The organism is Pseudoxanthobacter sp. (assembly GCF_036822375.1).
Classification (GTDB): Bacteria; Pseudomonadota; Alphaproteobacteria; order Rhizobiales; family Segnochrobactraceae; genus Pseudoxanthobacter.
In genome coordinates, this window is record NZ_DAISHT010000006.1 from 22,120 (window position 1) to 37,470 (window position 15,351).

General features: G+C 70.9%; 13 protein-coding genes. 7 read left to right on the top strand and 6 right to left on the bottom strand.

Translation table 11 applies throughout. From position 1 onward, the window contains the following. Window positions 1-270 precede the first annotated feature (270 nt). From V7067_RS01640 to V7067_RS01670, 7 genes are all read left to right on the top strand, one after another. A complete protein-coding gene (locus V7067_RS01640; RefSeq protein ID WP_334174127.1) occupies window positions 271-1,617 on the top strand; it encodes an MFS transporter in 1,347 nt (448 codons plus the stop codon). Between the two features lie 114 nt (window positions 1,618-1,731). After that, entirely contained in the window at window positions 1,732-2,562 is an 831-nt protein-coding gene (locus V7067_RS01645) for a p-hydroxycinnamoyl CoA hydratase/lyase (protein WP_334174128.1), read from the top strand. A 171-nt stretch (window positions 2,563-2,733) separates the two neighbouring features. Then, on the top strand, window positions 2,734-4,890 hold the full coding sequence (locus V7067_RS01650) for an acetate--CoA ligase family protein (protein ID WP_334174129.1): 2,157 nt from the start codon (window positions 2,734-2,736) through the stop codon (window positions 4,888-4,890). A gap of 14 nt (window positions 4,891-4,904) precedes the next feature. Beyond that, window positions 4,905-6,668: an acyl-CoA dehydrogenase family protein gene (locus tag V7067_RS01655; RefSeq protein WP_334174130.1), complete on the top strand. Its 1,764-nt coding sequence runs from the start codon at window positions 4,905-4,907 to the stop codon at window positions 6,666-6,668. A gap of 174 nt (window positions 6,669-6,842) precedes the next feature. After that, window positions 6,843-7,319, top strand: coding sequence for a MarR family transcriptional regulator (locus V7067_RS01660; RefSeq protein ID WP_334174131.1), 477 nt, complete (start codon window positions 6,843-6,845; stop codon window positions 7,317-7,319). Between the two features lie 172 nt (window positions 7,320-7,491). Continuing rightward, window positions 7,492-8,937: an aldehyde dehydrogenase gene (locus tag V7067_RS01665; RefSeq protein ID WP_334174132.1), complete on the top strand. Its 1,446-nt coding sequence runs from the start codon at window positions 7,492-7,494 to the stop codon at window positions 8,935-8,937. 140 nt (window positions 8,938-9,077) lie between these two features. Next, the gene (locus V7067_RS01670) at window positions 9,078-10,742 is read left to right on the top strand and encodes an electron transfer flavoprotein-ubiquinone oxidoreductase (RefSeq protein WP_334174133.1); all 1,665 of its coding nucleotides are present in this window, start codon (window positions 9,078-9,080) and stop codon (window positions 10,740-10,742) included. A gap of 33 nt (window positions 10,743-10,775) precedes the next feature. Here the strand turns inward: V7067_RS01670 and V7067_RS01675 are convergent, their stop codons facing one another. The 6 genes from V7067_RS01675 to V7067_RS01700 are packed head-to-tail and all read right to left on the bottom strand — an operon-like array spanning window position 10,776 to window position 15,348. Beyond that, window positions 10,776-11,633 carry a F0F1 ATP synthase subunit gamma gene (locus tag V7067_RS01675; RefSeq protein WP_334174134.1) on the bottom strand — a complete coding sequence of 286 codons (858 nt, stop codon included), beginning with the start codon at window positions 11,631-11,633 and terminating at the stop codon, window positions 10,776-10,778. Beyond that, entirely contained in the window at window positions 11,630-13,216 is a 1,587-nt protein-coding gene (locus V7067_RS01680; protein ID WP_334174135.1) for a F0F1 ATP synthase subunit alpha, read from the bottom strand. The genes V7067_RS01675 and V7067_RS01680 overlap by 4 nt, the downstream gene beginning before the upstream one ends. Further along, on the bottom strand, window positions 13,213-14,055 hold the full coding sequence (locus tag V7067_RS01685; RefSeq protein WP_334174136.1) for a hypothetical protein: 843 nt from the start codon (window positions 14,053-14,055) through the stop codon (window positions 13,213-13,215). Before V7067_RS01685 ends, V7067_RS01680 begins: the two co-directional genes overlap by 4 nt. A 9-nt stretch (window positions 14,056-14,064) precedes the next feature. After that, on the bottom strand, window positions 14,065-14,322 hold the full coding sequence (locus V7067_RS01690) for a F0F1 ATP synthase subunit C (protein WP_334174137.1): 258 nt from the start codon (window positions 14,320-14,322) through the stop codon (window positions 14,065-14,067). Further along, complete coding sequence (locus V7067_RS01695; protein WP_334174138.1) at window positions 14,297-15,016, bottom strand: F0F1 ATP synthase subunit A; 720 nt, start codon at window positions 15,014-15,016, stop codon at window positions 14,297-14,299. Before V7067_RS01695 ends, V7067_RS01690 begins: the two co-directional genes overlap by 26 nt. Next, window positions 15,013-15,348 (bottom strand): ATP synthase subunit I, encoded by a 336-nt coding sequence (locus V7067_RS01700; RefSeq protein ID WP_334174139.1) that lies wholly within the window; start codon window positions 15,346-15,348, stop codon window positions 15,013-15,015. Before V7067_RS01700 ends, V7067_RS01695 begins: the two co-directional genes overlap by 4 nt. Window positions 15,349-15,351 lie beyond the last annotated feature (3 nt).

Below are 15,351 nucleotides of genomic sequence, written 5' to 3' on the forward strand. Positions count from 1 at the left end.
TCTGCCGGCGGTTCGCGCGTTGCGGCCGGTCGGGACTCTTATCCTATGAAAGGGGGTCACGAGAAACACGATCAGAAAACAATTGTTGTCACCGACATCGAATCTTGCTAGATTCATACTCGATAAAAAACAGCCCCGAGCGCCGCTCGCAACAGAGCGGCCGCGCGCCCTGCGCGCCGACCCGACGGGTCCGGGCAACAAGATGCAACCGAGGAAACCCTTGAGGGTGCAATGTCAGTGGCAGCCAGCGGCAGTTTGCCGAACGCTTCCGTGCGTCCCGGTCCGGCCGGGCCGGTCGACGTCGGCCATATTCTCGATCATGGTCCGTGGACCGGTTATCAGAAAATCGTTCTGGTCATGGCGGCGCTCGCCGTCGTGCTTGACGGTTTCGATGTTCAGCTCATCGGCTTCGTCATTCCCTCGCTCATCCGGGAGTGGGGCATTTCCGGTTCGGCCTTCGGGCCGGTGGTGGCCGCCGGCATGTTCGGCATGGCTGTCGGCACCAGCGTCATCGGCGTGCTGGCCGACCGTCTCGGCCGCCGCCGGGCGCTGATCGCCTGCGTCGTGGTGTTCGGCCTCGCCACCCTCGGCATTGCGTGGGTCAGCAACCTGACCGAACTGATGGTGCTGCGCTTCGTTGCCGGCGTCGGCATCGGCGCGGCCATGCCGGTCGCCACCACCATGGGCTCGGAGTTCACGCCGCTGCGGGTGCGGGCGCTGGCCGTTACCCTCATCATTGTCTGCATTCCGGTCGGCGGCATCATCGCGGGCTTCATCGCGGCCAGCCTGCTGCCGCTGCAGGGGTGGCGGGGCCTGTTCGTCATCGGCGGTCTGGCGCCGCTGGCGTTCGCCGCGGTGCTGGCGCTGCTGCTGCCGGAATCGCCGCGCTTCCTCGTGCGCCGTGAGGCCCGCTGGGGCGAACTCGGCCGTCTGCTCAGCCGTCTCGGCCGGCCGGTCGCGGCCTCGGCCACCTTTGCCGACCATCACGAGCAGCACGAGGAGAGCCACACCCGCCTCCAGTCGCTGTTCCGGGGCGGCCGGCGGCGCGACACGCTGTGCCTGTGGGGTGCGTTCTTCTGCATCCTGATGGTGGTGTATTCGGTATTCTCGTGGCTGCCGACCATGCTCACCGCCGCCGGATATGGGGTGGCGCAGGCCAGCCGCGCGCTTGCCTTCTTCAATGTCGGCGGCGTGGCCGGAGCCGTTGTCTGCGCTCTCGTGGTGGGCCGCCTCGGCTCGCGCTGGCCGCTCGTCATCGCCTCGCTGCTGTCGGCCGCCGCGCTGGTGCTGGTGCGCACCGTCGGCCTCGGCGGCGCGGAGAACATCGGCCTGCTGCTGCCGGTGGTGGTCATCGCCGGCGTGTTCGTCAACGCGGTGCAGTCGCTGATCTATGCGCTGGCCACCCACGTCTACACCACCAATGTGCGCACCACCGGCGTTGCCACCGCCGCCACCATCGGCCGGGTCGGCGCCATTCTCAGCGCCTTCTACGGTGCCTTCGTCATCAGCGGCGGCGGCGCGCCGGTGTTCCTCGCCGGCCTTGCCGGCCTGATGGTGGCCACCGCCGTCTTTCTCGCCGGCATCCGCCGCCACATTCCGGCCCACGGGCGCCCCTGACGGCCGCCCGGCCCGCCGAACTCCCCCGTTCCTCCGGCGGCCGTCACCGTCCGCCATCCCGCAGAACAGCCTGACCTACAGCCTGACACCGACCGTCTGACCTGGAGTAAACCGATGTCTTATGCCGCCGATCGCTGGAAGACCGTGAAGGTGGAACTGGAGGGCAAGATCGCCTTCCTCTATTTCAACCGTCCCGACAAGCGCAACGCCATGAGCCCGACGCTCAATCTGGAAATGCGCGATGCCCTGCTGGAGCTTGAGAGCGACGGCGACGTGTCGGTGGTGGTGCTGACCGGTGCGGGCACCGCGTGGTCGGCCGGCATGGACCTGCGGGAATATTTCCGCGAGGTCGACAAAGCGCCCGAGGTGGTGCAGGAGCGCATCCGCCGCGAGGCCTCGGAATGGCAGTGGAAGCTGCTGCGCTTCTATTCCAAGCCGACCATTGCCATGGTCAACGGCTGGTGCTTCGGCGGCGCGTTCTCGCCGCTGGTCGCCTGCGATCTGGCGGTGGCCGACGAGAAGGCGGTGTTCGGCCTGTCGGAAATCAACTGGGGCATCCCGCCCGGCAACCTCGTCAGCAAGGCGATGGCGGATGCCGTCGGCCACCGCAAGGCGCTGGAACTGATCATGACCGGCGACACCTTCACCGGCGCCGAGGCGGCGGAATGGGGCCTCGTCAATTATGCCGTGCCGGCGGACGCGCTGCGTGAGCGCACGCTGGAACTGGCGGCCAAGCTCGTCGACAAGAATCCCGTGGTGCTGCGCATTGCCAAGCACGGCTTCAAGCGCTGCCGCGAACTGACGTGGGAGCAGAACGAGGACTACCTGTACGCCAAGCTCGATCAGGCCCTGCACCGCGATCCCGAACAGGGCCGGCAGGAAGGCATGCGGCAGTTCCTGGACGAAAAGTCCATCAAGCCGGGTCTGCAGGCTTACCGGCGCTGAAACGGCCCGGCCGGCGCAGCCGCTCCTCCCCGCGCCGGCCGGACCGCGAAAGGGCGGGCATCTCCGCAGGGGGTGCCCGTCCGCCCCGCCGCGCGGCAGCGCGCGGCGTCAGGAGACCAACGGGTCGCAAAGACCGGCAAAGATACTCCCCAGGAACGCTCAGAGACCGCCATGAACGCCGTCACCGCCTCCGCGCCCTCTGCCGCCCCGCCGCTGGCCCGTGCCGCCATCGAACGGCTGCTGCGGCCGCGCTCCATCGCCATCGTCGGCGCCTCCGCCACGCCGTCCGCGCTGGGCGCGGCGGTGCTGCGCAATCTGGAGCGCGCCGGCTATGCCGGCGATATCCACCTCATCAATCCCAGGCGCAGCGAGATCGGCGGCCGGCCGTGCGTGGCCACCGTCGACGACCTGCCGGACGGCGTGGACTGCGCGGTTCTGGCGGTGCCGCGCGAGGCGGTGCTGCCGGTCATTGCCGCCTGCGGGCGCAAGGGCGTCGGCAGCGCCGTCATCTACGCCGCCGGCTTTGCCGAGGGCGGCGACGAAGGCCGCGCCCAGCAGGACGAGATCGCCCGCCTTGCCGCGCAATACGGCATGGCAATCGAGGGCCCCAACTGCCTCGGCATGGTGAACTATGTCGACGGCGCACCGCTGACCTTCGTGGAGGTGCCGGCGGTGCGGCTCGGCACCCGGCGCGGCGTGGCCATCGCCTCCCAGAGCGGGGCGATGGCGGCGGTGCTGAACACCGGCCTCAACGACCGCGAACTCGGCATCTCGTTTTCCATCTCCACCGGCAACGAGGCGGCGAGCGGGCTGGAAGATTATCTCGATTATCTGGTGGACGATCCCGCAACCAGCGTGATCGCCATCATTGCGGAACATTTCCGCAGTCCGCGCCGGCTCATCGCCTTCGCCCGCCGGGCGCGGGCGGCCGGCAAGCCGGTGGTGCTGCTGCATCCCGGCCGTTCCGATGCCGCGCGCGCCTCTGCCGCCACCCACACCGGCGCCATGGCCGGCGACCACGCCATCATGCGCGTGAAGGTGGAGCACGAGGGCATCATTCTGGCGGAAACGCTGGAAGTGCTGATCGACGTGACGGAAATCCTGCTGCGCTGCCCGGCCGCGGCCGGGCCGGGGCTTGCACGCGGCACGGCGGTGCTGACGGAATCCGGGGCCTTCAAGGCCCATGCCCACGATCTTTGCGAGGAGGTCGGCCTCGCCCTGCCGCCGCTGTCGGCGCAGACCGATGCGAAACTGCGGGCGCTGTTCTCCGATTTCATTCCCACCAGCAACCCGCTCGACATCACCGCGCAGGGCCTCGTCAACCCGCAGATTTATTTCGATACGCTGAACGTTCTGCTGGCCGACGACGACTACGGCAGCGTGCTGATGGGCATCATCCTGTCGGATATCGGAACCTCGTCGCGCAAGCTCGGGCCGGTCATCGAGGCGATCCGCACGCTGCGGCCCGACAAGCCGGTGCTGTTCTCCGGCCTTGACGAGGGTGCGGAGGTGCCGGCCGATCTGATCCGCCAGCTTCGCGAACACGGTGTGCCGGTGTTCCGCTCTGCCGAACGGGCGATCCGCGCCCTTGCCGTGCTGGCCCGTGCCGCCGCGCGGCGGCCGGATGCCGGCCACGGCGGAGAGGATGCCGCCCTGCGCTGCGCCCTGCCATCGGGCATGATGCCGGAATACCGCGCCAAGGCGGTGCTGGCGGAGGCGGGCCTGCCGGTGCCGGTCGGCGGTCTGGCGGTAACGCCCGACGAGGCGAAGGCGATTGCCGCCCGGATCGGCTATCCGGTGGTGCTCAAGGCACAGGCCGCGGCGCTGCCGCACAAGAGCGATGTCGGCGGCGTCGTGCTCAACCTCGGCGACGAGGCGGCGCTGGCGGCCGGCTGGGACAGGCTGCAGACGGCGGTTGCCCGCGCCCGCCCGGACCTGACGCTCGACGGCGTGCTGGTGGAGGCCATGGGCCCGCGCGGCACGGAACTGATCGTCGGCGCCCATGTCGATGCCGACTGGGGCCCGGTGCTGCTGGTCGGCTTCGGCGGTGTGCTGGCCGAAGCCATCCGCGATGTGCGTCTCATTGTGCCGGAACTGTCGCCGGAAGGGATCGAGCGGGAATTGCTGAAGCTGAAGACGGCGGCCCTTCTCACCGGCTTCCGCGGGGCCCCGGCGCTGGACGTGCCGGCGGCCGCCCGCATCGTGGCCAGGCTCGGCGCCATGATGCTCGCCAACGACGCCATCCGCGAAGTCGATATCAACCCGGTCGTGGTGTTCCCGGCCGGGCAGGGCGCCATCGCCCTCGATGCGCTGATCGTGGCGGCCTGAGGGAGGGGGACGCCATGCTGAGCTATCGGGCGCCGCTGCGCGACATGCAGTTCGTCATCGAGGAATGGCTTGCCGCTCCGCAGGGCTGGGCCGCCATTCCCGCCCTTGCGGAGTGCGATGCCGAAATGGCCGGCCATGTGCTGGCCGAGGCGGCGAAATTCGCCGAAAACGTGCTGTCGCCGCTGAACGGCCCCGGCGATGCCGGCGGCGCCCGTCTGCAGGACGGCGCCGTCACCACCCCGCCGGGCTTTGCGGCCGCCTATGCCGCCTATGTCGACGGCGGCTGGCCGACGCTGGCCTTTGCCCCGCAATGGGGCGGGCAGGGCCTGCCGCATCTGCTCGATGTCGCCTTCGGCGAAATGCTCTATGCCGCCAATCACGGCTGGGCGATGTACAGCGGGCTGACGCAGGGCGCCTATCGCTGCCTTGAGGCCTATGCCGACGAGGGTCTCCGGGCGCGCTTTCTGCCGAAGATCGCGAGCGGCGAGTGGCTTGCCACCATGTGCCTGACCGAGCCGCAGGCCGGCAGCGACCTCAATCTGCTGCGCACGCAGGCGGTGCCGGCCGCGGCGGGGGAGGGCCGCTTCCTCATCACCGGCAACAAGATCTTCATCTCCGGCGGCGAGCAGGATCTGACGGCCAACATCGTTCATCTGGTGCTCGCCCGCCTGCCGGATGCGCCGGCCGGCACCAGAGGGCTGTCGCTGTTCGTCGTGCCGAAGCTGATCGACGGGGACGACGGACCTCCCCGGCGCAACGCGGTCCATTGCGACAGCATCGAGCACAAGATGGGCATCCGCGCCAGCGCCACCTGCGCCATGCGCTTCGAGGCGGCGGAAGGCTGGCTGGTCGGTGCGCCCAACGGCGGCCTTGCGGCGATGTTCGTGATGATGAATGCCGCGCGCCTCCACGTCGGCCTTCAGGGCCTCGGTCATGCGACGCGGGCCTTCCAGCTCGCCGCGGCCTATGCGGCGGAGCGCCGTCAGGCGCGTGCGCCCGGCTCGGCGGCCCCGCGCGGTGCGGCCGATCCCATCGCCCGCCATCCGGCGGTGCGCCGCATCCTGATGCGCCTGAAGGCGCTCAGCGAGGGCGAGCGGATGATCGGCTACTGGGCCGGCGACCTGCTGGACCGTGCCGACCATGGCGGCGACCGGCAGGCGGCGCAGTTGCTGGGCCTGCTGACGCCGGTCATCAAGGCGTTCTTCACCGACACCGGCTTTCAGGCCGCCAGCAGCGCGCTGCAGGTGTTTGGCGGATATGGCTACGTGGCCGAATATGCCATCGAGCAGACGCTGCGCGACAGCCGCATCGCCATGATCTACGAGGGCACCAACGAGGTGCAGGCGATCGACTTCACCGTGCGCAAAACGCTGGCCGACGGCGGCGCCGGGCTGGAAACGCTGCTGGCGGTGATCGACGGGGAGGCGGCACTGGCCGGCGCGGTGCCGGCGGCCGCGCAGGCCGGGGCGCTGCTGAGCGCCGCCACCGCCAGAGTCCGCGCAGCGATGCACGATCTGGTGGCGGAGGCGGCCGGCGATGCCGAACGGGGTTTCCGCGCGGCCGACGATTTTCTGCGGGCCAATGCGTGGCTGCTGCTGGCGTTTGCGTGGACGCGGGCCCTGCGCCTGTGCGCCGGCCGGGCGGCCGCCGACGATTTCTGCCGCGCCAAGGTGGAGACGGCGGGCTTTTTCCTGACCCATCTCGCACCCGAGATCGACCATTGTCTCGCGCTGGTGGCGGCCAGCCGCCACGCCCTGCCGGAGCTTGCCGAACCATGATGGCCGGCCCGCGACAGGTGGCGAAAGCCGCAGAAGCGGCGGCCCTGCGGCATAAGGCCGGGCTGCCCTGCGCAACCGGCAAGGCCGCAGGCTTGCCAAGCGCGCTGTGGCATGTGTTGGTGCTTGAGCCCGTCCGCGGGCTTCCATGCCAACATGAACGGATCAGCGCCTGCCATGTCGTCCGACCCGCATTCCGCCCCAGCAACCGATCAGCCGGCAAGCCGCGACGAGGTGGATTACGGCGTTCTGAACCGCCGGTTCGGCTATCTGCTGCGCCGGGCGGAGCAGACGGCAACGCGCGAGGCCAATGTGGCGCTGGCGCCGTTCGATCTGGTGACGACGACCTATTCGGTGCTGGCCATCATCGAGAGCAATCCCGGCATTTCCCAGATTGCGGTGGCCAACGCGCTGGCGGTGGAGCGCGCCCGTCTGGTGCGCCTCATCGATCCGCTGGAAGAACGCGGCCTTCTGCAGCGGCGGGCCGGTGCCGACCGGCGGGCCAATGCCCTGCACCTGACGGCGAAGGGCCGCAGCATTCTGGCCGGAGCCCACGCCGTGCTCGACACCGAGGACGACAAGGTGCTCGCCCGGCTCGATGTGGCGGACGTGGCGGCTCTGGTGGCGCGCTTCTCGGTCTTCCGCGGCGGCTGACAACCGGGCCGCGCCGGGCGGCCGGACGGACTTCATCTTCACAAACAGCGCTGACGCGGACGGGGCGGAACGGCCCCTTTCGTGAACGGACAGCCGTTGTCGCTGCGCCGCCGAAACCGGCGTGGCCCGGCGCAGCCGAAGCGCAGAACCCAGAAAATACCGGGAGGCAGACATGGACATTGGTCTCTTGATCGGCGCGCACAGCGCCCCGGCCGGCACAGCGGCCACCTTCGACCGGCTCGACCCCGTCACCGGGCAGCTGGCGACCCGCGCCGCCGCCGCCCGCGCGGCGGATGTGGACCGCGCCGTGGAGGCGGCTGCCGCCGCCTTTCCGGCATGGTCGCAGACCGGGCCGACCGAGCGCCGCGCCATCCTCAGCCGCGCGGCCGACCTTCTGGAGGCGAAATCTGCGGCCTTCGTCGCGGTCTGCATGGCCGAGACCGGCGCGACCGCGCCATGGATCGGCTTCAACGTCATGCTCGGCGCCCGCATCCTGCGCGAGGCGGCGGCGATGACGACGCAGATCCGCGGCGAGGTCATCCCCTCCGACAAGCCCGGCACGCTCGCCATGGCCGTGCGCCAGCCGGCCGGCGTGCTGGTCGGCATGGCGCCGTGGAACGCGCCGGTCATCCTCGGCGTGCGGGCCATCGCCATGCCCATCGCCTGCGGCAACACGGTGGTGCTGAAGGCCTCCGAGATGTGCCCCCACACCCACCGCATGATCGCGGAAGCGCTGGTGGAAGCCGGGCTGCCGGCGGGTGTCATCAACGTCATCACCCATGCGGCGGAGGATGCGCCGGAGGTGGTGGCGGCCCTCGTCACCCATCCGAAGGTGAAGCGCATCAACTTCACCGGGTCCACCCGCGTCGGCAGGATCATCGCCAGGCTCGCGGCCGAGCACCTGAAGCCGGTGCTGCTGGAACTCGGCGGCAAGGCGCCGCTGGTGGTGCTGGACGATGCCGACATCGGCGCGGCCGTGAATGCCGCCGCCTTCGGCGCGTTCATGAATCAGGGCCAGATCTGCATGTCGACCGAGCGCATCATCGTGGATGATGCGGTGGCCGATGCCTTCGTCGCAGCCTTCGCGGCCCGGGCGAAAAGCCTGCCGTGCGGCGATCCGCGCGGGCCGGTGGTGCTGGGCTCGGTGGTGTCGCAGGCCACCGTCGACCGCTGCCGGGACCTGATCGCGGATGCCGTTGCAAAGGGCGCGGTGCTGGCGGCCGGCGGGGCCGGCGACACGACGCTGATGCCGGCAACGGTGGTCGACGGCGTCACGCCGGAGATGAAGCTGTTCTATGAGGAATCGTTCGGCCCCATCGTCTGCGTGGTGCGGGCGCGCGATACCGAACACGCCGTCGCGCTGGCCAACGACACCGCCTATGGCCTGTCCTCAGCGGTGTTCGGGCGCGACCTGCAGCGGGCGATGGCGGTGGCCGGGCGCATTGAGGCCGGCATCTGCCACATCAACGGCCCGACGGTGGGCGACGAGGCGCAGATGCCGTTCGGCGGCATGAAGGCCAGCGGCTACGGCCGCTTCGGCGGCACTGCCGCGGTGGCGGAGTTCACCGAACTGCGCTGGATCACCGTGGAAGACCCGCAGCAGCACTATCCGTTCTGACGTCTGTGTCCGCCGGCCCGCGACCGCCTTTGCCGCGCCGGCCGGCGGGCCGGGCCCTCTCCCGACACGCAAGAGCGCTGGCAACCCGCCCGGCCCGCCGGGCGGACGGTTGCGGGCGCCGCCTTTCCCGGACGTTGCCGATGAGCCCTCCCTTCGAGCCGCCCGTGCGCGAGAGCATGGATTTCGATGTCGTGATCGTCGGTGCCGGTCCGGCCGGGCTCGCCGCCGCCATCCGCCTGCGGCAGTGCGCGCCGGATCTGTCCGTGGTGGTGCTGGAAAAAGGCGCGGAGGTGGGTGCCCACATCCTGTCGGGTGCGGTGGTGGACCCGTCGGGGATCGACCGGCTGCTGCCCGGCTGGCGGGAGGAGGAGGACCACCCGTTCCGCACGCCGGTCACCGAAGACCGCTTCCTGTTTCTGACCCGCAAGTCCGGCTTCCGGGTGCCGGAGCGTCTGCTGCCGCCGCTGATGGGCAACCGCGGCAATTTCATCGTCCCGCTCGGGGCGGTGTGCCGGTGGCTGGCGGCAAAGGCCGAGGCGCTGGGGGTGGAAATCTATCCGGGCTTCGCGGCAACGGAGGTGCTTTATGACGCTGCCGGCCGCGTCACCGGCGTTGCCACCGGCGATCTCGGCCTGTCGCGCGCCGGTGCGCCGGGGCCGAACTACACCCGCGGCATGGCGCTCAACGGCAAATATGTGCTGATCGCGGAAGGCGCCCGCGGCTCGCTTGCAAAGCAGCTCATCGCCCGCTTCCGTCTGGACGAAGGCCGCGAGCCGCCGAAATTCGGCCTCGGCCTCAAGGAACTGTGGCGTGTGGACCCGGCCAGCCACCGCCCCGGTCTGGTGCAGCATTCCTGCGGCTGGCCGCTGGACGGGCGCACCGGCGGCGGCTCGTTCCTCTATCATCTGGAAGACGGGCTGGTTTCGGCCGGCTTCGTCGTCCACCTCAATTACCGCAATCCGTGGCTGTCGCCGTTTGCGGAATTTCAGCGCTTCAAGACCCATCCGCTGATCCGCGACACCTTTGCCGGCGGCGAGCGGCTGGCCTATGGCGCCCGCGTCATCACCGAGGGCGGCTGGCAGTCGGTGCCGAAGCTCTCCTTTCCCGGCGGGGCGCTGATCGGCTGTGCGGCCGGCTTCGTCAACGTGCCGCGCATCAAGGGCAGCCACAATGCCGTGGTTTCCGGTCTGCTGGCGGCCGAGAGCGTGGCGGCGGCCATCGCCGCCGGCCGGGCCGGCGACGAGCCGGCGGAAATCGAGGCCGGCTGGCGGTCATCCGCCATCGGGGCCGATCTCTATCCCGTGCGCAACGTCAAGCCGCTGTGGTCGAAATTCGGCACGCTCGCCGGCGTCGGCCTCGGCGGGCTCGACATGTGGAGCCACCGCCTGTTCGGCCGCTCGCCCTTCGGCACGCTGCGGCACGGCAGCAGCGATGCGCAGACGCTGGAGCCGGCCGCCCGCCATCGTCCGCCCGACTATCCCCGGCCTGACGGGGTGCTGACCTTCGACCGGCTGTCGTCGGTGTTCCTCTCCGGCACCAATCACACCGAAGACCAGCCGAACCACCTGCAGCTTGCCGATACCGCCCTGCAGAAGAGCAGCGAACACGATGTCTTCGCCGGGCCTTCCACCCGCTATTGTCCGGCCGGGGTCTATGAGTGGATCGGGCAGGCGGATGCCCCGGCCTTCGTGCGCAATGCGCAGAACTGCCTGCACTGCAAGACCTGCGATATCAAAGACCCCAACGGCAACATAACCTGGGTGCCACCGCAGGGCGGCGAAGGGCCGGTCTATGGCGCCATGTGAGGCGGGGGCATGTGAGGCGGCATGTGAAGCGGCTCAGGGCTGCGCCGACAGCACGCCGGCGGCAAGTTCGCCGAGTTCGGTGGTGATCTCCTCCTGACGCACCTGCCGGGCGCGGGCGGTCAGCGTGTCGAAGGTGGCGGAAACGTTGCTGCGTGCGGCAACCATGGCGCGCATGCGGGCTTCGTTCTCGGCGGCAAACGACAGCACGGTCGCTTCCGTCAGTTCGGCAAAGACATATTCTTCGGCGAGTGCCGCCATCAGCGCCCGCGGCGTAAGGCTGGTGCGCGGCGGCAGGGCGGGATGCGCCGGCGGGAAACGGCCGAAATCGAACGGCAGCAGGTCGCGCACCACGATGCGCACGCCGTTGTGATCGGGTGTGCCGTGGATGAGCGTCACCCGGCCCGGCCCGCGTTCGCCGCCGAACAGCGCTCCGGCGAGCCGGTCGGCCAGCGCAGGGGCGTCGGCAGGGTGGCTGATCATCGCCGTGGTCCATTCCGGCGCAAGGTTGCGGCCGGCGGCGGCCGTCTGCCCGCGGCTGCCGGCCAGGAAAAGCCGGGTGGCACCGGGGCCGGGCTGCCGGCGGGTGGCGGCGACGGCATCGAGCACATGTTCGTTGAACGTGCCGACGAAGCCCTGCTCGGTCAGCAGCGCCACGATGGTGTGGCTTTCGCTGCGCGGCGGGGCGGCGGCCGGCTCTTCCCCCGCCGGCAGAAAGGCGAGGGCCTCGCCGATGGTCGCGGCGATGGTGGCGGCGAAGGCGCGCACGGCCTCCAGACTTTCCGAGGCCTCGCGCACCCGCGCTGCGGCGATGCCGCGCATGGCGGTGATGACGACGGAGAGCTGCTGCACCGTGTGGATGCGGGCTTCGACATCGGCCAGACGATCGCTCATGACGCCTCCCCGGTGGTCCCCCCGGCGGCTCCCGTTCCGGCGCTCTGCGCGCCGGCCGGCGCATCGCCCGCCGCGGCAAGGCTGCGGGCGAGCGCGCCGACGATGGCCACGAGCCGGCCGCGCAGGGCCGCGTCGGCGGTGGCGACGGGGCCGGGGTCGGGCAGCGCGGCATCGATGGCCGCCGGCAGGGCCGCGCGCAGTTCGGCGATCCGGGCGGGGGCAAGGGTGTCCAGCACCCCTTCGGCGAGGGCGGCGAGCAGCCCCACCTGATCGATCAGGCGCAGACTGGCAAAGCGGGGCTGGGCCAGCACGGCGCGGATGCGCTCGCCGCGCACCAGCCGCGCGCGCACCCGCGTATCCGGCATGCCGCCGAACCGGGTGAACATCTCCAGCTCCAGAAACTGCGCATAATCGAGCCGCACCCGGCCGGAAACGGCGCGCAGCGCGGGAGCCTGCGCCTTGCCGCCGACACGGCTGACCGACAGGCCCACATCCACCGCCGGCCGCTGGTTGGCGGCAAAGAGGTGCGCATCGAGCACGATCTGTCCGTCGGTGATGGAAATGAGGTTGGTCGGGATATAGGCCGAGAGATTGCCGGCATCGGTTTCGGCAACCGGCAGCGCCGTCAGCGAACCGCCGCCCTTTTCGGCCGAGAGCTTCGCCGCCCGCTCCAGCAGGCGGGCATGCACATAGAAGATGTCGCCGGGATAGGCCTCGCGGCCGGGCGGCTCGCGCGTCAGCAGCGCCAGTTCGCGGTGGGTGGCGGCGTGGCGCGTCAGGTCGTCCAGCACCACCAGCGCATGGCCGCCGCGGTCGCGGAAATATTCCGCCATCGTGAAGCCGGCGAACGGGGCGATCCATTGCAGGCCGGGCTGGCCGGCCGCGGGCGCAACGACGAAGATGCAGCGCTCCGGCGCCCCGTGCGCCCGCACCGCGGCAATCACGCGCTCCACCGCACTGGCCCGCTGGCCGATGGCCACATAGACGCAGACGATGTCGCTGTGCTTCTGGTTGATGACGGCATCCGCGGCAATGGCCGTCTTGCCGGTGGCCCGGTCGCCGATGATGAGTTCGCGCTGCCCGCGGCCGATGGCGAACAGCGCATCCACCACCAGAACGCCGCTCTCGACCGGCTCTGACACCAGATCGCGGTCGATAATGGCCGGCGCCGGCCGTTCGATCGGCCAGTGTGCGGCGGCCGTCACGGGCCCGGCGCCGTCCAGCGGCCGGCCGAGCGGGTCGACGACGCGGCCGAGCAGGCCTTCCCCCACCGGCACCGATACCACCTGCCCGGTGCCGTGCACGGCATCGCCGGCGGCAATGGCGGCGGCATCGTCCAGCAGCACGGCGCTGAGGCTCCCGGCGTCGAGGGTGGTCGCGTAGCCGTAACGCTCGCCGGGAAAGCGCAGCAGCTCGTTCAGTTGCACATCCGGCAGGCCGGAGACGGTGGCAATGCCATCGGCGGCGTGCTCGACGCGCCCCACCGCCTCGGCGACCGGGCCGAGGTCCGCGGCCGCCACCGCCTGCGTGCCGGCCTCGCGCCAGCGCCGCACCGCGTCATCCGGCGTGGGCTCCCCGCTCATGACCCGCCTCCCTGCGATGGGGCCCCGGCCGCCTCCGCTGCCGCTCCCCTTGCCGCCCCCGCTGCCTGCGGCGCCTCGTCCCCGTCGTCCTGCCCGGCGAGGCTGTCGGAAATGGCGGCGAGATCGGCCTTCAGTGTGTTGCGCACGGCGATATGCGGCGTCACCAGTTCCAGCCCGGCCAGCAGGGACGGGTCGGTCTCGCTGCGGAACTGCACGGCCGCGCCGGCGACGGCGGCAAGGCGGGCGGCAACGGCGGCCCGTTCGGCCTCCGTCAGCGGCCGGGGCGCCACGAGGCGGGGCTGCGCGGCCGGGTCGGTGCTGAGCAGGGCGGTCGTCAGGTCCTCGCGGCTGCGCACCGGCAGCGCGGCGACCGCGCCGGCAAGGCCGTCGATGAAACCGGAGACCTGTGCTTCGGCCGGCAGGCGGGCCACCAGCCGGGTGGCAATGTCCACCGCCAGTGCGCGGGCGGCCGCGCTGAAGCGTCTGGTCTCGCCGGCGCGCGCGGCCACGCGGTCGGCGGCGGCTGCCGCCGCCAGGCGGTCGGCTTCCTGCCGGGCCGCGGCGAGAATGGCGGCGCGCGCACGCTCCGCCTCCGCCCCGGCCTGCTTCAGCACATCGGCGCGGGCGGCCTGTGTGGCCGCCCCGGCGGCGCGCGCTTCCGCAAGGCCGGCCTCCGCGGCCGTGCGCGCGGCGGCGGCGGCATTCAGGTCCGCGGTTGCCGCGGCCTGCCGCGCAGCCACGATAGCGGCCAGCGGGCGGAACAGGAACCGGCCGAGAAGCCAGATCAGCACAAGCGCGTTGATGGCCTGCAGGGCCAGCGTCCACCAGTCTATCTGCATGGCGCCGGCTCAGTGCAGGAAGGGATTGGCGAACAGAACCAGCAGGGCGATCACCAGACAATAGATGGCCATCGTCTCGATCATCGCCAGCCCGACGAACAGCGTTCGCGACAGCGTGCCGGCGGCCTCCGGCTGGCGGGCGATGGCATCCATGGCGGCCGCCACGGCGCGGCCTTCCGCCAGTGCCGGCCCGATCGCCCCGAAGGAGACCGCGAGGGCGGCGGCCAGAATGCTGACGATTTCAATGAGGTTGTTCACTTCGTCCATCCTCCTTCGGCGGGGTGTGCGGCGCATCCGGCCCGTCGCCGCCGACGGCCGCACCGATGAACACCGTGGCCAGCACGGCGAAGATGTAGGCCTGCACCGCTCCGGTCAGCAGGTCCAGCGCCATCAGCGGAACCGGCACCAGCAGGCCGGCCAGCGACAGCACGATGCCGACCACGAACACGCCGCTCATGACGTTGCCGAACAGGCGCACCACCAGCGAGAAGGTGCGCGTGATCTGTTCCACCACATTGAGCGGGATCATCACCCACGACGGTTCGGCGAAAGTCTTCAGGTAGCCGCGCGCGCCGCGCACCCGCACGCCGTGCCACAGCGTGGCGGCCAGAACGATCAGCGCCAGCGCGGCGTCGGTTTCCAGATGGGCGGTCGGCGGCTCGATGCCGGGGATCAGCGACGACCAGTTGGCAAGCAGCACATAGAGAAAGATCGTGCCGATCAGCGCGCGGTAGGGTGCGGGGTCGGTCTGCAGAGTATCGCGGATCTGGCTGTCGATGGCGCCGGCGATAAGTTCCAGCACCGTCTGCAGCCGGCCGGGATGCAGCGACAGCCGGCGGGTGGCGAGCGCGCAGAACACGGTGACGAGCGCCATCAGCGCCCATGTGATCAGCACCGGCGCGGTGACCGGCACCGGCCCGGCGTGAAACAGCGGCGTCACGGAAAGCGGGGATGCGTTCATGACTGCGGCTCCGCTCTCCGCGCGCGGCGCACGATCTGCCGGCGGGCCAGAAGGAGGCCGGCGGCCGCCGCCAGAAGCGGCAGCGCGCCGCACAGCGAAACGCCGGCCAGCACCAGCGCCAGCAGGCCGAGGCGCAGCAGTTGCAGCCCCGCCGCCGGCCCCGGCCGGCCCTGCAGATAGAGCGCGGTGTTGAAACGCAGGCTGAGAAAATAAGCCGCCCCGGCGGCGATGCCGATGGCAAGCCCGCCGGCGGCGGCCGCCACCGGGTGGGCGGCGGCAAGGCCGGAGAGAACGCTGCCGGCCGCCGCAAGGCCGGGAAGGGTGGCTGTCATGGT

Coding starts and splice junctions, on each gene's coding strand:
- V7067_RS01670 (WP_334174133.1), top strand. CDS start 9,078: ATGAGCCCTCCCTTCGAGCCGCCCGTGCGCGAGAGCATGGATTTCGAT.
- V7067_RS01690 (WP_334174137.1), bottom strand. CDS start 14,322: ATGGACGAAGTGAACAACCTCATTGAAATCGTCAGCATTCTGGCCGCC.
- V7067_RS01675 (WP_334174134.1), bottom strand. CDS start 11,633: ATGAGCGATCGTCTGGCCGATGTCGAAGCCCGCATCCACACGGTGCAG.
- V7067_RS01665 (WP_334174132.1), top strand. CDS start 7,492: ATGGACATTGGTCTCTTGATCGGCGCGCACAGCGCCCCGGCCGGCACA.
- V7067_RS01685 (WP_334174136.1), bottom strand. CDS start 14,055: ATGCAGATAGACTGGTGGACGCTGGCCCTGCAGGCCATCAACGCGCTT.
- V7067_RS01695 (WP_334174138.1), bottom strand. CDS start 15,016: ATGAACGCATCCCCGCTTTCCGTGACGCCGCTGTTTCACGCCGGGCCG.
- V7067_RS01650 (WP_334174129.1), top strand. CDS start 2,734: ATGAACGCCGTCACCGCCTCCGCGCCCTCTGCCGCCCCGCCGCTGGCC.
- V7067_RS01655 (WP_334174130.1), top strand. CDS start 4,905: ATGCTGAGCTATCGGGCGCCGCTGCGCGACATGCAGTTCGTCATCGAG.
- V7067_RS01680 (WP_334174135.1), bottom strand. CDS start 13,216: ATGAGCGGGGAGCCCACGCCGGATGACGCGGTGCGGCGCTGGCGCGAG.
- V7067_RS01700 (WP_334174139.1), bottom strand. CDS start 15,348: ATGACAGCCACCCTTCCCGGCCTTGCGGCGGCCGGCAGCGTTCTCTCC.
- V7067_RS01660 (WP_334174131.1), top strand. CDS start 6,843: ATGTCGTCCGACCCGCATTCCGCCCCAGCAACCGATCAGCCGGCAAGC.
- V7067_RS01645 (WP_334174128.1), top strand. CDS start 1,732: ATGTCTTATGCCGCCGATCGCTGGAAGACCGTGAAGGTGGAACTGGAG.